Annotated in this window: 15 protein-coding genes; 12 read left to right on the plus strand and 3 right to left on the minus strand. The window is 50.4% G+C overall.

Going from position 1 to position 16,074, the window contains the following annotated elements:
- Window positions 1-209 precede the first annotated feature (209 nt).
- Window positions 210-1,208: a restriction endonuclease PLD domain-containing protein gene (locus QZ383_RS13480; protein WP_291446206.1), complete on the plus strand. Its 999-nt coding sequence runs from the start codon at window positions 210-212 to the stop codon at window positions 1,206-1,208.
- A gap of 298 nt (window positions 1,209-1,506) precedes the next feature.
- On the opposite strand, the gene QZ383_RS13485 is transcribed toward QZ383_RS13480, so the two are convergent.
- Complete coding sequence (locus QZ383_RS13485; protein WP_291446208.1) at window positions 1,507-2,358, minus strand: hypothetical protein; 852 nt, start codon at window positions 2,356-2,358, stop codon at window positions 1,507-1,509.
- Between the two features lie 38 nt (window positions 2,359-2,396).
- A complete protein-coding gene (locus tag QZ383_RS13490; RefSeq protein ID WP_291446210.1) occupies window positions 2,397-3,044 on the minus strand; it encodes a GGDEF domain-containing protein in 648 nt (215 codons plus the stop codon).
- 624 nt (window positions 3,045-3,668) lie between these two features.
- Between QZ383_RS13490 and QZ383_RS13495 the strand changes: the two genes are divergently transcribed.
- From QZ383_RS13495 to QZ383_RS13545, 11 genes are all read left to right on the plus strand, one after another.
- Window positions 3,669-4,874 carry an integrase arm-type DNA-binding domain-containing protein gene (locus tag QZ383_RS13495; RefSeq protein ID WP_291446212.1) on the plus strand — a complete coding sequence of 402 codons (1,206 nt, stop codon included), beginning with the start codon at window positions 3,669-3,671 and terminating at the stop codon, window positions 4,872-4,874.
- Window position 4,875: 1 nt separating this feature from the next.
- A complete protein-coding gene (locus QZ383_RS13500) occupies window positions 4,876-5,214 on the plus strand; it encodes a hypothetical protein (RefSeq protein ID WP_291446214.1) in 339 nt (112 codons plus the stop codon).
- Between the two features lie 118 nt (window positions 5,215-5,332).
- Window positions 5,333-6,289, plus strand: a complete 957-nt coding sequence (locus QZ383_RS13505; RefSeq protein ID WP_291446215.1) for a hypothetical protein — start codon at window positions 5,333-5,335, stop codon at window positions 6,287-6,289.
- A gap of 149 nt (window positions 6,290-6,438) precedes the next feature.
- The gene (locus QZ383_RS13510; RefSeq protein ID WP_291446217.1) at window positions 6,439-6,648 is read left to right on the plus strand and encodes an AlpA family phage regulatory protein; all 210 of its coding nucleotides are present in this window, start codon (window positions 6,439-6,441) and stop codon (window positions 6,646-6,648) included.
- A gap of 9 nt (window positions 6,649-6,657) precedes the next feature.
- Complete coding sequence (locus QZ383_RS13515; RefSeq protein WP_291446218.1) at window positions 6,658-7,761, plus strand: hypothetical protein; 1,104 nt, start codon at window positions 6,658-6,660, stop codon at window positions 7,759-7,761.
- A complete protein-coding gene (locus QZ383_RS13520) occupies window positions 7,758-8,420 on the plus strand; it encodes a DUF6475 domain-containing protein (protein WP_291446220.1) in 663 nt (220 codons plus the stop codon). Before QZ383_RS13515 ends, QZ383_RS13520 begins: the two co-directional genes overlap by 4 nt.
- On the plus strand, window positions 8,417-8,653 hold the full coding sequence (locus QZ383_RS13525; RefSeq protein WP_291446222.1) for a helix-turn-helix domain-containing protein: 237 nt from the start codon (window positions 8,417-8,419) through the stop codon (window positions 8,651-8,653). Before QZ383_RS13520 ends, QZ383_RS13525 begins: the two co-directional genes overlap by 4 nt.
- Complete coding sequence (locus tag QZ383_RS13530) at window positions 8,625-9,269, plus strand: tyrosine-type recombinase/integrase (RefSeq protein WP_291446224.1); 645 nt, start codon at window positions 8,625-8,627, stop codon at window positions 9,267-9,269. The genes QZ383_RS13525 and QZ383_RS13530 overlap by 29 nt, the downstream gene beginning before the upstream one ends.
- A 296-nt stretch (window positions 9,270-9,565) precedes the next feature.
- Window positions 9,566-9,739 (plus strand): hypothetical protein, encoded by a 174-nt coding sequence (locus QZ383_RS13535; protein WP_291446226.1) that lies wholly within the window; start codon window positions 9,566-9,568, stop codon window positions 9,737-9,739.
- Complete coding sequence (locus QZ383_RS13540) at window positions 9,736-11,430, plus strand: hypothetical protein (protein WP_291446227.1); 1,695 nt, start codon at window positions 9,736-9,738, stop codon at window positions 11,428-11,430. Before QZ383_RS13535 ends, QZ383_RS13540 begins: the two co-directional genes overlap by 4 nt.
- Window positions 11,427-15,638, plus strand: a complete 4,212-nt coding sequence (locus tag QZ383_RS13545) for an LPD38 domain-containing protein (RefSeq protein WP_291446229.1) — start codon at window positions 11,427-11,429, stop codon at window positions 15,636-15,638. Before QZ383_RS13540 ends, QZ383_RS13545 begins: the two co-directional genes overlap by 4 nt.
- On the opposite strand, the gene QZ383_RS13550 is transcribed toward QZ383_RS13545, so the two are convergent.
- Window positions 15,639-15,995, minus strand: coding sequence for a hypothetical protein (locus tag QZ383_RS13550; RefSeq protein ID WP_291446230.1), 357 nt, complete (start codon window positions 15,993-15,995; stop codon window positions 15,639-15,641).
- Between the last annotated feature and the right edge of the window lie 79 nt (window positions 15,996-16,074).

Here is a 16,074-nt window from a genome sequence, read left to right on the forward strand (position 1 = left end):
TAGAGGGGGATCAGGCGGTGGGGTAGGGCCGCTTTGCACCCCGGGGGGGGTGGCCTCCCCCTCCCCCCCCCCCCCCCCCCCCGCACAAGGCCATGGCAGCAGACAGGCCTGCCGCTCAGGGCCAGCTTTGTAGTCATGTATACTAGCAGATCGCTAAACTTGGTAGAATGTAGCAGTGTGCTTGCATCATACCGTAGGAGAATGCCTTAATGAAAATATTGTCTGGAAAAGAAATTCAGAAGGCAGTGCATTCGTGCAAACCGTCTAGAGTGGCCGTTGCATTTATAGGCAGAGACTGGAACACATTTATTCCTGACGCGCAAAATCTTCAGACGGTGATAGTTTCGCCTACGCTAGGCAGTAATCCTGATGCCATTACAGATATTGCAAAGCAGCTGGGCTGGAATAAGATTTATTTTCTCAATGAGTTGCACGCCAAAATATATATTGGAGAAGAATCGGCTGTTGTTGGCAGCGCCAATCTCACACAAAATGGGCTCAGTGGTGAGGGCTTGGTTGAGTTGTGCGTTGAGTTAAGCTGTGAAAAAAATTTGCATGAACTCTGCAGATTTTTTGATGGGTTAAAAGCGCAAGCACAAGAGCAATACCCTACCGAAATTTCTAAGCTGGCACAGCTGAAAAAACTTAAAACAGCCTGGAATTCCGCGTTTGTCAACAACATCACCTCAGATAAACACAGCACTGTCTGCTCTTTTGCAGATTTTGAACTGCTTGGAGATGATGATTTTTATGTGGTTTGGTATCAGCCTGAACCCGCGACGTATTCTGAAGAGGTAGAGAGCATTAGGGCTGATATGAATAATGATATGCACTTTGCATCTGACGACAGGGTTGAGAAGGATCATTGGGCGCTTATCTGGCGGTACAGTGATAATAGTGGTGCGCCGAGAGCCATGAAACCTGAGTGGATGTATATTCATGAAATTTTTGAAAATGGCGTGATCGACGAGGAATACGAATACACAAAATGCGCCATTGAAAGGAAAATTAAAAAGCCAATCCCACCTTTTGAACTGACAAGTGACGTAAAAGCGGCTTTTAAAAAGGCTGTAGTTGATAAAGATATTGCAAAATATATGATTCAAAAGGGTGTATTTCGTCTGGAAACCGCAAAAAAAGGTCTGCCGCTGCTCATAAGCAGGATGAAAAAATATTTGGAGCAGGACAAAGATTCAGCCACAAGCTAGGTATAAGTAGAACTGCTACGTCCAGTTTTGCAGTATAAGGCAGATATGATCTGCTGTGTGGGTGGGCAGCGCAATCAGTCCACAGAGAGATTGCAAAAAAGAACAGACAGCTCTCCACCGATGTGGTAAGGCTGCATCTAAAAAAAGTACTAGTTTAGAAGATAGCTGGCAGATGCCCCTTGGCCCAGCCAAACAGCTCGCGCTGTTTGCCAATATTTCCCTGGTTTCATGGTCGTTGGTAAGAGCCAGGGAAATATTGTACGGGCGGCAGATTGTCACTCATTGTTTTGAAGCAAAATCACTTAATCAAAACATAGCCTTGTATATAGTTGAAATTTTTATCCTGCACTTCAAGCAACTCTCCATTATAAACTGTATAATACACGTCAGCCTTAATATACACCCCATCAACTTCTGCGCATTTAACACATTCAATAGATCCGTCACTACGGTATCCAGCCACTACAATCCACGACCCCAGTCCCCCCTTGGCTATAGCATGCATCCCGGTGGATATAGCAACACACGATCTCCCCAGCGCAATTGCTTTGCCTCCTACTCCAGTTGCTATCGCGAATCCATTTTCCCCAGCAACAAGGGCCTTACCCATTTGCCCAGTCGCAAGAACGGTTTGACAGGCTTCATCATACGCTGAAAATGCGGCTCCCTCCGGGCCAGTGGACACTGCAACTCCGCATTTGCTTCCAATTGAAGCTGTTCCGTTATAACCTGTAGATATTGCAATACTGTTAAAACTTGCAGCCTCAGCTTCTCCATTATCTCCTGTAGCCAGCACGACACCCCTTTCCCCACTAGTTGTTGCATGACTACAATCCCCAACAGAAACTGCTATAGAACAAAATCCATTTGTCCGCACTGAATAAAATTTATTACTTATCACAACACAACAACATCTTCCAGACTTTTTGACTATTTTTCTGAACAACATCACAGATGAATCATGTATAATTCGCTTTTTATTTTGATTTATTACTTGATAAGTTGACCACTCATACAGCAAACTATACACATTACAATCACCCATTTGAATGTATGGGATTCCAATCTCACAGCCCACTAAATCACTTCCATTTAATTCGCGAATCCATCTCCGCTTCCGCGGTGCATCCAACGATACCTTTCGTTTCATGCCCCCCCCCTGTCTCACAGCAACAGCCTAGAAAGTAACTACTTCTTGCTTTTGTACATCCGCGCGTCAGCAACCCTGATCAGATCATTTACACTTTCACCATCAACCCTTGCGAGTGCATGTCCTAAACTGGCACTTATCTTGATTTCTTTTCCATCTACAGTGATTGTTTTTGATGTTTCTTGCTGAAGCTTATGGCAAAAATTTTCTATGTCAGCATTTGAGCGCATTCCAGACACCAATACTATAAATTCGTCCCCGCCCCATCTTCCTGCATAATCGCTGAACCGGATTGAGTGTGACAAACCTTGCGCAAATACTTTCAGCACACAGTCACCCACAAGGTGCCCACAGTTGTCATTAATCGACTTCAACCCATTTATATCAATAAATATAACGCTCCAGAATGGGGCATCTACACCTTGAATGCACTGCCCTTCCTGAAGTTTGCGGTTTATGGCGTGCCGGTTCCAAAGCCCGGTCAGATCATCCGTATCTGCCTGCGTACGCGCCCAGCGACAATCAGCTATTGCTCGCTTGCAATTCCTTATTGCCATGAATAGAAAGACAACCAAGCACAATACAAACACCCCAATCAGCAGGATTCCCCATACAGGCACATCACAAGTGCAACTCATCAAGCCAAGTACTGGCTTTTGCAAATCAGAACTGTCTGAAATCATCATGCACTCCTTACATCACCAGATGCCGCATCACGCAGCTAAACCAAACAAATGCCTTGATATGAGTTGAATACAAGGCAGTCGTTTCAGATTCTGGAGAGTATTAGGAGCTAAATATCAAGGGTAGAGAAAATCGGGGATGGTAAAGTATGGAGCAACCTCACCTAAGTGGGGTCAAAGCATGGGGTCAAAGTGCGGGGGCATAGACAAAATCTCAGAAAAATTTTATCAACAATATCAGGTTGTTTTTGACTCGATGGTGTCGCGGTGCCTATTCTCCCCTTCGGCACCATCTTGAACTCCAAGAGAGTTCAAAGAAGCCCGCTAAGCTAACAGCTTGGCGGGTTTTCTGCTTTTTAAGGCTCCAGCGAAGTCCAGCTACGTCTTTTGACATACCCCAGTATTGGGGGTAGTTCTGGGGGTACGAAGCCTAAAGAGGTGGTTGGAAGCCATTTCAATACCCCCAGAGCGCAAAGCTTTGCTGGCCGCCTGTTTCTCAACATTTCCCGTCTTCCACCTCTCCGCAGACCGCACCGATACCCCCACGGGGGAAGCGCATACCCCCAAATTGCAGGTTCGATACCCCCACCGTGAGGAATACCCCCACAAAGCGGAGGCGATACCCCCATGCCCCTTTCTGACATCAGCGTTCGCAATGCCAAGCCACAACAAAAACCCGCCAAGCTGTTCGATGGCGGCGGCCTCTTCCTCTTTATCGCCCCAACTGGCGGCAAGATGTGGCGGCTAAAATACCGCTTCCAAGGAAAAGAAAAGCTCTTGGCCTTGGGGGTGTACCCAGACGTGGGTTTAAAAGAGGCCCGCAAAAGGCGGGACGAAGCCAGAGAACAGCTTGCCATGGGCAATGACCCCGGCGAAGTAAAAAAAGAAATCAGGGCCACTGCACGAGCGGTAGAAAGAGAACGGCAAAACACGTTTGAAGTTGCCGCGCGCGAATGGTTCGCCTCATACTCTCCAGCGCTTACCCCAAAGCATGCGGCCAAACTTCAGCGCTACCTTGACACAATCCTATTCCCTTACCTGGGCAATAAATCCGTAACTGATTTAGAGCCGTCCGACTTTCTGGGGGTTATCCGCCCCACTGAAAACAAAGGGCATATCACCACCGCACACAAGCTCATGCAACTTTGTGGGCAGGTAATGAAGTATGCCCACCCAACAGGAAGAATCCGTTACAACCCGGCAGCAGGCTTAAGCGCAGCATTACAGCCGCTGCGCCACGAAAACCTTGCAGCGGTTACTGACCCTGGGGACATTGGCCGACTGCTGAGGGATTTGGATGCTTATGCGGGCTTCCCTTCTATAACTGCCTTTTTGCGAATACTGCCCTACGTCTTCACGCGACCATCTGAATTACGCCGCGCTGAATGGAGCGAGTTCAATTTTACTGAGGCTCTTTGGCGTATTCCTGCAAGCAGAATGAAAATGCGCCGACAGCACACTGTCCCCTTATCGCTCCAGGTCATAGGCAAGCTTGAAGAGTTGCAGGCGTTTTCTGGATCAGGGCAATATCTTTTCCCCAGCGTTCGGGCCAGGACGGCAATTATTTCAGACGCTGGCCCTTTGGCTGCACTTCGGCGCTTGGGGTATGAATCTGGCGAAATGTGCCTTCATGGCTTCAGGGCCATGGCCAGTACCCGGCTTAATGAGCTGGGCTACCGCGCGGACGTGATAGAAGCGCAGTTGGCCCACAAGGAGCCTGATGCAGTGCGCTTGGCATACAACCGGGCGGAGTACACTGAAGAACGTCGGAAGCTTATGCAGGAATGGGCGGATTACTTGGACAGCTTAAAGGCCAGCCGCGCAGGAATGTAGAATGAACACAGAATTATTCAACCGTGCATTGGGCCTAGTAGAACCGTGGACGGTATCCGGCTATGACATAGATGAGAGCGAAGAAAAAATAACATTCTTTGTTGAACCTGAAGAAAACTCTTTATTGACTTGCCCACATTGTGAAAACAGCTATGCGACGCGAACCGACTATAAATTTTTTGATTTTGATTACTTAAATTTTTTTAAATATAAATGCAGCATATCAGTAAAGGTGCCACTAATTCTATGCGCTGCTCATGGTGAAGAACTCGCAGATTTTCACTTGAAGCCGAATGAACATACAATTTTTTACCCCATATCATCTGAATGCATTGGCTAAGATAGATGGCTGTTCACAAGACGGAACACACCGAGGAACGCCAAAAGCCAACACCGGAATGAGCGGAGTACTTGGACAATTTAAAGGCCAAGATTGAACGACCCCAAAGGGGATAAAAATGTCACAACTGACCGATAAAGATGAAATTAAAGCTGACCATTATTTTTTTTGGCTTTCAGAATATCGCACTAGAAAGTTTTATCTGACGAATACAATCGATGAATTTAAAAATATGGTTAAAAATTTTATCCATATTTTTTCAGTTCGCTACCATATCCCTTCAGACGTAATAGAAAAATATTCTTTTGAAGATATTGTTGGCGAAATCAATATGAGTCAATACAGCACAAATAAAGACGAAAATGGCAAAATAAAAATCAGTCGTCTTAATATGCACGATGAAGAAAACTCTAAAAACAATAAAGATATTGTACAAATAGAATATAAAAACGTATTAGCATTCATGGAACATATAAGTGATTTAACATTTAAAACCCCACCATGGAAAATTAACAAATCAGAATCCATTATTGATGATATATACAACAATCAAAACTTTCAGTTTCTACACGTCGGCACTGCATTTAATAAATTTAAAGCCAACATCCGCCCCAAAGCGAGTGGACAAAGAATTGAATGGAAAAAGCAAGAAGATGGATCAATTCTTCTTTCAGAATTAAATATAAATATTAATAACGACTTAGACCTTATTGTTAAAGAGTTTCAACTTTTGCTATCGTCAATTATTTTCACTCAATCAGATAAAAAAGACGGGCCAGCAGCAAACAATATCATAAAAATGTATAAAGATTACGCTGTTATGTTCATAAAAAAATCCACAGAAATCTCCTATACGCATAAGAGTGATACACCAAGAGCTATCGGAATATGGTTATGGGATTACGTCAATGACAATAAATGCTCCGTACTTTCTGCTATAAGAGAAATGCGTAACTGCTCGTTTTTAAAAACTATCGGCTATTACAACACCCCTGATAGAGTTTTTTCCAGAATGTATTCACAAACGAATGAATGCATAAAAAATGGTGAAGTATTACCTATGAGCCAGTGCTAACACGCTGATATTTTACTGCATAAATTTGGACAGTTTTTCCATTTCAATATCTGTCTGACAGTTTCAGCATATGCATTAAAGTCCTAGAATGCTCCGATAACGTCCATTACTCTCTAAGAAAATCTTATTTTTTCTACATGGAGAGTAACATGACAAATACCATTCTCCCTACCACTGGCTTCATGCGCCTGAGCCAAGTTCTCCAGTTTATCCCCATCAGCCAAAGCACTTGGTATTCTGGAATAAAGACGGGCCGATTTCCTCAGCCCGTCAAGCTTGGGCCAAGAACAACGGTATACCGCGCTGAAGACATTCGCAAACTGATTGACGAATTTGGTGTTCAAAGCCCCGCTCAATAGGCCGATGTCATGAACACTGACATTCGGCTTTCCGTCAATTTCTTCACCCACCCCAAGACGGTGAAATTAGAACGCCAGTTAGGGCTAGAGGGCGTTGTTTCGCTTCTTCGCCTATGGCTGTGGGCTGTGCAAAACAGGGCAAGCGGCGCGCTCACAGGCATGGACGATGAAGATATTGAAATCGTATCCGGCTGGCCTGGGGACTCTGGCGCATTTATCAGAGCCATTGTTGCATTAAGGCTTCTTGACCTCGCAGAGGCCACATACCACTTGCACGATTGGCAAGAGCACAATCCATGGCAGGCAGAAGCTGAAGACCGCGCGGACAAGGCACGCTTTTCACGCCTGCGGCAGGTATGCCCTGAAGCATTTGAACGCCTTAAAAATTCAGGCACTACCGCCATTTCAAAGGCTGAATACGTCAAATTAACTTCACGGCGAAGTGCTGGCGACCGCCAAGCGACCGCCGAAGAAATGCCGAGCGATACCCCGGCGACCGCTGGCGCATCGCTGACCTCGCGCCAGCTCCTTTCCTCTCCTTGCCTTTCCTCTCCCTACCATGCCGAAGAAGGAAGAGAGTCTTCACTACGTTCAGACTCTTTGTCAGGGCTAAGCGTCCCTGACGTGACGGCGGGGTCGCCATCTGAAGCCGCACAAGAAGGGACTCTTCGCAAAAAGCAGGCAAAGAAACAGCCCGCAGAGTTCCCCGAAACTTCAGATGCCTACCAACTCGCGGTTGTCATGCGGAACACGCTCAAGGCCAATGTACCAACGCTCAAAGAACCAGACCTGCAAAAGTGGGCACAATGCTTCGATGTTGCCATGAGAAACGATGATCGTATGAAGGACGCGAGCTTTGTCACACAGGTAATAGCATGGGCCTGTTCAGATTCCTTCTGGCGGGCAAACATTCAAAGCCCCGGCAAACTGCGCGAAAAATTCGACCAACTCACGGCAAAAATGGAAACAGAGGCTGCAAAAAGGCGAAATTCTCCACAGGCAACACCGTGGAAATCACCGGCACAGCGCAGGTTTGAAGCCAACCAGCAAGCGGGAAGAGAAGCAAAACGCCTACTCTTCGGCGAACAGGAAGTCAGGGAGTACCAGCAATGAGGGCTGAGGACTTTGACCGATTTGACGCGCTTATTCAGGGTGTAGCCGATTGCTACGGGCAAACGCTGACTGCACAGGGGATTGCCTTGCGGTTCAAGATGCTAACCCCGTTTGACTATGCCGCAGTTGAAAGAGCCGCGCTTGCGATCATGGCCACACGCAAGTTTACCACAATGCCCACGCCCGCAGACTTTATTGACCATTTGAACGGCGGGAATGTTGAAGATCAGGCCGAAGTCGAATCAGGCAAAGTATTGCAGGCCATTTCAACGCATGGCGGGTATGCCAGTGTGGTTTTCGACGATCCCACAACGCAGGCAGTTATCGTGCAGGCATATGGCGGATGGGTGCAGATGTGCGCCAAATGCGGCGTTGAAGAATCTGAAAAATGGTTTCGTACGAACTTTGCCAAAACATGGGCTGCATACAAAAGGCAAGACATCAAAGTGTTCGGCGTGCTTGGGGGAAGGTGTGAAATTCAAAATACCGCCAACGGCTTTGCTGAATACCAAGACAAGCCCAAGCTGGTGGGCAATCAGAAAAAGGCAATTGCTGTGCTTGAGTCTGTTGAAAAAAGCGGCCTTGAAAGTTCTTCCACTGGAATCGTTTCATTACTGGAAGCAGGGCTAAAAAACTCAATGCAAGGTATCAGCCAATGACAACCAATTTTACCCAGGGGTGGCTCACACTGGCAGAGGTGGCGGAGTTTCTTCGCGTCTCCCCCACTACGGTACGCCGTCTCATAACAACCGGCAGGCTACGGGCCAACAACACGTCATGCGCAACAAGGCCGCTCTGGCGCATCCATGAGCAATGGATAGCCGACTACGCTCAAAAAACCCCAGAACAAAAGGAAGAAAACAATGCCCCCATGCAGACCGCTGAAGATTGAAGAATGTGCCGCAATGTACAGCGCCTATACTGGCCGCCACAAATTGCGCAATCAGTGCTTGCACCTGCTCTGCCTTACAAGAGGCCTCCGCATCCATGAGGCTCTTTCCATCAGGGTTTCAGACGTGCTGCAAAACCGGCAGGTGGTTCAGGCGCTTCAGGTACAGCGCGGCAAGATGAAGCAGGCGGCGCAGGGCCGCACTATCCTGCTGCCAGCACAAACCCGCGAAGCAATCCGGCTTCAGCTGGATTGGCTGCTCAAGTACGGCCACCTTGGCCCAGATCAGTTTTTATTTCGCAGTCAACTGGGCGACCGGCCCATGCAAGTGGCAGAAGCATGGAAGATTTTCAATGACGCTGCGAACAAGGCAGGGCTTCGCCGGGACTTGGGAACGTTGGCCACACACAGTTGGCGCAAGACTTTTGCCACAGAAATTTTCTGCGCTGCCATTGACCGGGTTCAGGCTGGTGAGCGCATTGACCCCATGCGCGAGGTTGCCCGCGCCCTGGGCCATGCGGACATGAAGAACACTGAAAAGTATCTGCCTGTTGACCCTGAAGTCGCCTTCAAAAACATGCAGATGTTGGAAGCCAGGCACAGCTACGCGCTGCCCTGAACACCCCCACTTTTCCACAGGGCAAAACATTTCTTTTTGAAAAAGAAATGCACCGAGCAATTCAAAAATTCATGAGCATAACTGCAAGAAATAATTCAAAAACATATATGCAAAAAAAGAAATCGAGGTGAGCAGATACGCGCTGTTCGCATAGGAAGCACCCCTGTGAGCATATAGCGCCATGTAGCGATACAGAAGAAATGAAGCACCAAGTACATGCAGTCTTTTTCCTTTTTAAAACACCACTTTTCACCATGCTGTTGAAAAACGCCAAAACAACGCTGAAGGAGAACCCCATGAATCCCCAAACGACTATCGAAACTTCCTCCCTTGCCGATGGCGAAAACAAAGAATCCATCCTTGAGCACACGGCAATGGAGCCAGATACCGCCATGGCCGCTTACCATGAAGGCATGAAGAAAGGGGAAAAGCATGCGACAGAATTGTGGGACAGTGAGGACAAGCGATGAATATGAATTCGTTTCGCGTCCCCATGAAGCCGGGCGGCGGCATGCCCACCTATCAGCAACAACAGCAGTACCCCACGCCCGGAGTGGATACTTCCGCGCGCCTCTCTGACACCGCCGCGCAGATTTACCAACAAGGGGCAGCCCAACAGGCCCAAGGCATGGAAAAGTTAGGCCAGGGTTTGGAGCAAGCCTCCAAGGCCGGGTATGACCTGTACACTGATTATCAGACCACCCAAGCCAAGGACGCTTGGTTGCAGTACAAGCAAGGCGCACAAAAGCTGCAAGCCCAACTTGGCTCTTTGTCGGGCAAGGATGCCATAGATGATAAAAACGGCGTCATTGCGCAGATGAAAACATGGAGGGAGCAGACCAGGGCAGAAGTTGCGGGTAGGCTTGGCGGCATGGCCGCTGGCCTTTTTGACCGTGCAGCATCAGAAACTGACGCCACCTTGGATTCATGGGCAACAGGCAAGGTACATGCCGAGGGAATCAACTACGGCAATGCCACCAGCAAGGCACAGATTTCCCTTGCCCAAAATCAGGCTTTGGCCGATGCAGCCAACCCCGCAGCATTCGGCGCGCAGCTCGGTGTGATTAAGGCCGAACTTGAAAACATTGCACGGCGCAGCGGCTATGATGATGCATGGGTAGAGGCAGGCTTGCAGGATATACGACAAAAAACGCTTATCCAAGCCATATCTGACAGCATTTCTGGTGAACAGTTGGGAAAAGCAAACAGCATTATCAAAGACTATGCGCCGTTGCTTGGCGGGCATGTAGATGCATTGCGGGCCAAAGCTGCCGCCAAAGGCCGCGAACTGGAAGCCCGCTCCCGCGCGGATTCGGAAATGCGTTTCGTCGGCGCTTTTGCCAATGATCCGCTGAAGGGCATCGCCGAAATATCCACGCCTGAAGGAATGGCAAAATACGGCATGGATGCAAAAACCGCCATCAGTGTGCGCAGCATGCTGCAAACGCAGTGGAGCTTCAACAAAACCGTCGAGAAGCAAAAAAACGACAACTATGTCACCAGCACTGTAAACGGCATTTACTCCACGCTCATGGGCGACCCAGACAAGGGAATCGCTCCAGCCCCTGCCAAGGCATACCAGGATTTGCAGAACTCCAACCTCGACGCCATTACAAAAATTGAAATGGGCAAGAAGCTGGAAGAAGGAACCATCGGCAAAACACGCGACCCCGCCGCCGTGAATGATATGGCCCGGCAGATCGTCAACGGCTCCATAGATTCCGATGCCCCCATTGATATGATGCTTGCCCAGGGCAAGGCCAGCGTGGGCGATGTGACAATGCTCAAGGGCATGCGCAAGGATATGGACGGCCCGCTGAAGGATTACCTCAAACGCGCCGACAATCTCATTAAAAATGCATATGCCCGTTCACAGTTTGCCGCAGGCACACCAGAAGCAGCCATCAAGGAAGACCGGGCGCGCAGCCAGCTCAGCACTGTCATTACCGAGGCATACAAAAAAGGCGGGCCTGAATCCGTGGAAAAGCTGTTCAACAGCGATACGCCCATGTCCATCATGAATAGCAACGCCATAACCGTTGACGATGCCTTGAGCAACGTGAACAGAGTTATCAGTGCTGGTGGGGCTGGCAAAGAGAAAAAGCCCAAAGAGGGTATTGCAGACAACTTAAAGCGCAATCCTATCGGAGGGGCAGAATGAGCCAGCAACTTGAGCAGCCAAAGGGAAATCAAGACTTCTATCTTGAACTGCGCACTCGTGGATATTCTGACCAAGAAATTCAGGACTACATGCGCCCCCATTTAACAGATCGCGGCTTCTCTGACCAAGAAATAAACTCCTATTTCAAGGGCTATGATCCCGTTTCCATGCTGGATGCCATTCAATACGGCTTCCAGGGGTCAGTTACGGGCCTTGCCTCGCGCGAAAAGCTGCCGGACAGCCTTACCCCACAGCAGGTTTCCCAGATGTCCACCATGCAGCGCGTGGGCATGCAGGTGGGTACACTAGCAGGTGACATGCCTACCCTGGCCGCTGGCGCTGCTGCGGGCTTGCTTGGCGGCCCAGCTGCGCCCGTCAGCGTTCCGGCTTCGGCGATGGCGCTCACAGAGGGAACGCGCGCCTATTACATGGAGCAGATCAAGAACGGCGATGTGCGGTCTTCAGAGGAATTTTTGCGCCGGTCTGGCGCTGTTCTCGGCTCTGCGGCCAAAGGCGCAGTCATAGGTGGGCTTACGGGCGGCGCGGGCGTTGTTGCTGGCCGTGGGGCCGCAATGCTTGGTGCAACGACTGGCATGCAGACTGCGGCAAGCCTGACAGCAGAAACAGCTACCATGCCCACCACCGCCGCAGGAATAGAAGGACGGTTGCCAGAGCCTCACGAATTTGTTGACGCCGCTATTCTTGTGGGAGGTATACACGCTGCGGGAGGCCTCCGCCACGTCCCCGAAGTGGTTCCCAAGCTGCGGGACATTTATGCGAAAACGGGCAAGGACCCCATTGCCGTTGCCCAGGCGGCTGAAACTGACCCGACAGTCAGACAGGATATACTTTCCATCAACCGGGATATTCCGCAGGCCATAGCTGAAGAGATCGCCGCCAAGCGCCCGCAAGACATCAAGCCCGAATCTGAGACAGAAAGCAGCGCTCCAACCACTCCAACCGCTGCAAGCGATGAAGGCGCACTTCAGAGCGCAGGCAGTGGAACACACATCCCCATTGCTGAAGACAAGCCCGTTATGCCCGAAGGCGAATTGAGCAGGGCCGCTGCTGTGCCGCTTTCTGACGTGGTGCAATCGTTGGCTGACGCGCTTGAAGTGCCAATCCGCACGGGCAAAATGGGGCCATCTGGCAGGGACGCCGAGGGCATTTACAAGGTCACGCCCGAAGTGATCAGGACGCGCACCGCCAACGACGTGGCCACCGTTGTGCATGAGGCTGGCCACCACATCCAAAAGCAGCTTTTTGGTGATATTTCAGCCGCCCCGTTGCGGGCATTTCGTGATGAACTTGCCCCCATTGCCACCCAGCCACGCGCGGGACAGTCTGCATTGCCCGAAGGCTTCGCGGAGTTCGTGGCAAAATATGTGGTCAACCCCGATGAAGCCAAGGCCGTTGCTCCCCGCTTCTATGAGCACTTTGAAAAGACGCTTTCAGAGCGCGCCCCAGAATTCGGCACGGCGCTTTTAAACGCGCGTGAAGCGGTCAAACGCTGGGCAGACCAGCCAGCCGCCCAGGAAGTCCTTTCACATATCAGCATTGAAGGTCGTGAGAGTGAGGGGCTTATTTCGCGCCTCCTTTCTAAGGACACTTGGGATACTCTCTACACCAATTTTGTTGACCGTCTGTATCCTCTGAAAAAAGCCACAGATATTCTTGCTGAAGGCAAGGAACTGCCAGCGGACATGAACCCCTACACCCTGGCCCGCACGTTTGCGGGGGCCAAGGGCAAGGCCACGCACTTTATTGAGCGTTCCCCGTTCACTTATGGCACATGGGAGAACGTGGGCAAGCCCCTGGCAGAAACCCTGCGGGCCGTGGACAATCTGGACGAATTCAGGGCTTTCCTTGTTTCCAGGCGAGGCCTTGAGCTTGAAAGCCGGGGCATCAAGTCTGGCATTCGCCCTGAAGCCATGCGCGCAACCGCTGAGAGGCTGGGTGAAAAATACGAGCCTCTGGCCCGCGAACTGGATGAATACCAGAACCATGTTGTGAATTACCTGGTGGATTCTGGAATGCTCAGCGCGGAAACGGCGGCCGCCATGCGGGAAATGAATCAAAACTATGTCCCGTTCTTCCGCGTCATGGAAAATGCCGGCGGATTCCTCGGAAGCGGGAAGTCGCTCACTGGTCGCAACCCTATCCGACGCGTCAAGGGCAGCGGGCGCGATATTATTGACCCGCTGGAATCCATCATCAAGAACACCTACGCCATGATTGAAGCGGCGGAAAAGAACGGCATTGGCCGCGCCCTCACAGACCTTGCCAGCAAAACCGATGGCGCGGGCTGGCTGGTGGAAAAATTACCCACGCCGAAAGCAGCGGTGCAGGTCAGGGCTGAAGACGTGAGCAAGGCTTTCATTGATTCCCTTGGCCCAATCAGCCCCAGCATAAAGGATTCAATTAAAGCCTTGGCTGAATCTGCTGACATGGGCGAAATGCTCACGTTCTGGCAGAACGCCGCCACGCTGGACAAAAAAAGCCAGATCGCCGTTTTCCGCGATGGAAAGCGCGAAGTGTATCAGGTGGCCCCAGAGATTGCCGAAGTCATGAACGGCCTGAGTACTGAAACCATTCCTTTGCTGGTAAAACTAATCTCCATTCCGGCAAAGATGCTGCGAGCTGGCGCCACGCTTACGCCGGACTTTATGGTTCGTAACCTCATCCGTGATGCCGTTTCTACAGGCGTTCTTTCCCGCACAGGCTTCATCCCCGGCTTGGACACGGCCAAAGGGTTGAAACGCGCTGTGGCAAAGGACAAGTTCTATTGGGATTGGGTGAAGGCTGGCGGAGATCAGGCCAGCCTTGTGAGCATGGACAGAACAACACTTCAAACAACGCTCAAAGACATTACGGCCACCGGCTACACTGAGCGCGTTTGGAACGTGGTCAAGAATCCTTTGGAGCTGCTGCGCCTTGGCTCGGAACTTTCAGAAAAAATGACCCGCCTGGGCGAGTTCGGCAAGGCCACAGAGAAACACGGCAACGACAAGGCCGGATTGATGCAGGCCGCCTATGAATCGCGGGATATTATGGACTTTTCGCGCCGGGGCAAGTTGACGGCCTCGTTCAACCTCATAACCGCCTTTTTCAATGCCAGCATGCAAGGGCTGGACAGAACGGCTCGCGGGGCCGTGGAAAACCCCAGGCGCTTTCTTGTGCGCACGGCTCTGTTCATTGGCATTCCGTCCATACTCAACGCCATTAACAACTATGGAGACAAGAACGTTGCCGAGGTTCCGCGCGCCCAAAGGGATATGTTCTGGATTACACCTATCGGGCAAGGAGAGAACAAGGTTCTCTTGCGCATTCCCAAGCCTTTTGAACAAGGCGTCATGTTCGGCTCAACGCTAGAGCGGGCTACGGAATTCATTCTCGACGCGGCACATGACAAGTACGGCAGTATTGATAAGGCCAGACAGGAGGCCTTCAGGGGGCTTGGCAAGTCTATGTTCGATGTTTCTGCACCCAACCTTGTACCGACTGCCTTCGCCCCGGTGATTGAAGCCTTTGCAAACAGGTCGCTGCCCTTTGACCGGCCTATCATTCCCAAGAACAGAGAAGGCTTGCTGCCGGAATACCAGTACACCCCCAGCACTACGGAACTGACAAAGGCTCTTTCAAGCTTTGTCGGCGCGTTGCCGCCAGTGGGAGAAATGAACACATTCTCTCCTGCCCGCGCGGAAAACTATATTCGCGGCTGGACGGGCGGCATGGGCATGTATGCCCTTCAGTTGGTCGATGCCATGGCCCGCAAAGCTGGGGTTGTTAATGATCCCGTAAAGCCCGCCGCCACGCTGGCAGATATTCCCTTTGTACGGGCTTTCGTGATTCGCCATCCAAGTATGGGGGCAGAGAGTATTCAGCGGTTCTTTGACCACTATGAAGAATCCACCAGCTATCTGAAGACCATTAACGCCCTGGGCAGGGACTTCAAATACAATGACGTGGCCAACCTACTGCCCTATTCCGTCTATCAGGCAATGGACGCGCCGCATAAGGCTTTGTCTGAGATTACAAAGGCCATTGACCTCATAAACAAAATTCCGAGCATGACGCCTGACGAGAAGCGCCAGCAAATAGACAGCCTGTACCTTCACGCCATCGAGGTGGCCAAGTTTGGCAACATGGTGTTTGAAGCTTTGCAGCCGGATATTGAGCGGCTCAAGCAGCGGGCGGAAGGGAAATAATCAGTTGAGCAGGTTATCAACTATCTTGCCGTGATCGTCCAGGCGCTTCAGTTCCTCGCTGTGGTAGTTTGGATCAAACAGGCTGAAGTACTTGATTATGTCCTGACCTGAAAAACTTGCCTTCTCTAAAATGGGGCGCATGAATTCACGGATTTCAGAATCTGAAAAGCCTCGATCCCGCAGCTCACTATAAACCCCGCTCTTGTAGTCCATTTCCGTGGCGGCAAGTTTTGTTGCAGCATCGCTGACAACTAGGGCTGCAATCCGCGCGTCTGAAGCGTCCCCAAACGCATGGAGATCAGGGATTACAACGATCAGCAGCACGGCAAGGAGCAGACAAAATGAGAGCTTTCGCATTTTGCAAGCATACTGAGCCTGCCATGCGGAAGCAAGCAGATGCAAAGAGGGCTGGGAGTTACCCCAGCCCTCTTCGTGT

It is taken from the genome of Desulfovibrio sp. (genome assembly GCF_019422935.1).
GTDB lineage: Bacteria > Desulfobacterota > Desulfovibrionia > Desulfovibrionales > Desulfovibrionaceae > Desulfovibrio.

Excerpts from the sequence above, each read along its gene's own strand:
- QZ383_RS13540 (WP_291446227.1), top strand. The coding sequence starts at position 9,736 with ATGAATATGAATTCGTTTCGCGTCCCCATGAAGCCGGGCGGCGGCATG.
- QZ383_RS13485 (WP_291446208.1), bottom strand. The coding sequence starts at position 2,358 with ATGAAACGAAAGGTATCGTTGGATGCACCGCGGAAGCGGAGATGGATT.
- QZ383_RS13530 (WP_291446224.1), top strand. The coding sequence starts at position 8,625 with ATGCCCCCATGCAGACCGCTGAAGATTGAAGAATGTGCCGCAATGTAC.
- QZ383_RS13500 (WP_291446214.1), top strand. The coding sequence starts at position 4,876 with ATGAACACAGAATTATTCAACCGTGCATTGGGCCTAGTAGAACCGTGG.
- QZ383_RS13480 (WP_291446206.1), top strand. The coding sequence starts at position 210 with ATGAAAATATTGTCTGGAAAAGAAATTCAGAAGGCAGTGCATTCGTGC.
- QZ383_RS13550 (WP_291446230.1), bottom strand. The coding sequence starts at position 15,995 with ATGCGAAAGCTCTCATTTTGTCTGCTCCTTGCCGTGCTGCTGATCGTT.
- QZ383_RS13515 (WP_291446218.1), top strand. The coding sequence starts at position 6,658 with ATGAACACTGACATTCGGCTTTCCGTCAATTTCTTCACCCACCCCAAG.
- QZ383_RS13535 (WP_291446226.1), top strand. The coding sequence starts at position 9,566 with ATGAATCCCCAAACGACTATCGAAACTTCCTCCCTTGCCGATGGCGAA.
- QZ383_RS13520 (WP_291446220.1), top strand. The coding sequence starts at position 7,758 with ATGAGGGCTGAGGACTTTGACCGATTTGACGCGCTTATTCAGGGTGTA.
- QZ383_RS13545 (WP_291446229.1), top strand. The coding sequence starts at position 11,427 with ATGAGCCAGCAACTTGAGCAGCCAAAGGGAAATCAAGACTTCTATCTT.
- QZ383_RS13490 (WP_291446210.1), bottom strand. The coding sequence starts at position 3,044 with ATGATGATTTCAGACAGTTCTGATTTGCAAAAGCCAGTACTTGGCTTG.
- QZ383_RS13505 (WP_291446215.1), top strand. The coding sequence starts at position 5,333 with ATGTCACAACTGACCGATAAAGATGAAATTAAAGCTGACCATTATTTT.
- QZ383_RS13510 (WP_291446217.1), top strand. The coding sequence starts at position 6,439 with ATGACAAATACCATTCTCCCTACCACTGGCTTCATGCGCCTGAGCCAA.
- QZ383_RS13525 (WP_291446222.1), top strand. The coding sequence starts at position 8,417 with ATGACAACCAATTTTACCCAGGGGTGGCTCACACTGGCAGAGGTGGCG.
- QZ383_RS13495 (WP_291446212.1), top strand. The coding sequence starts at position 3,669 with ATGCCCCTTTCTGACATCAGCGTTCGCAATGCCAAGCCACAACAAAAA.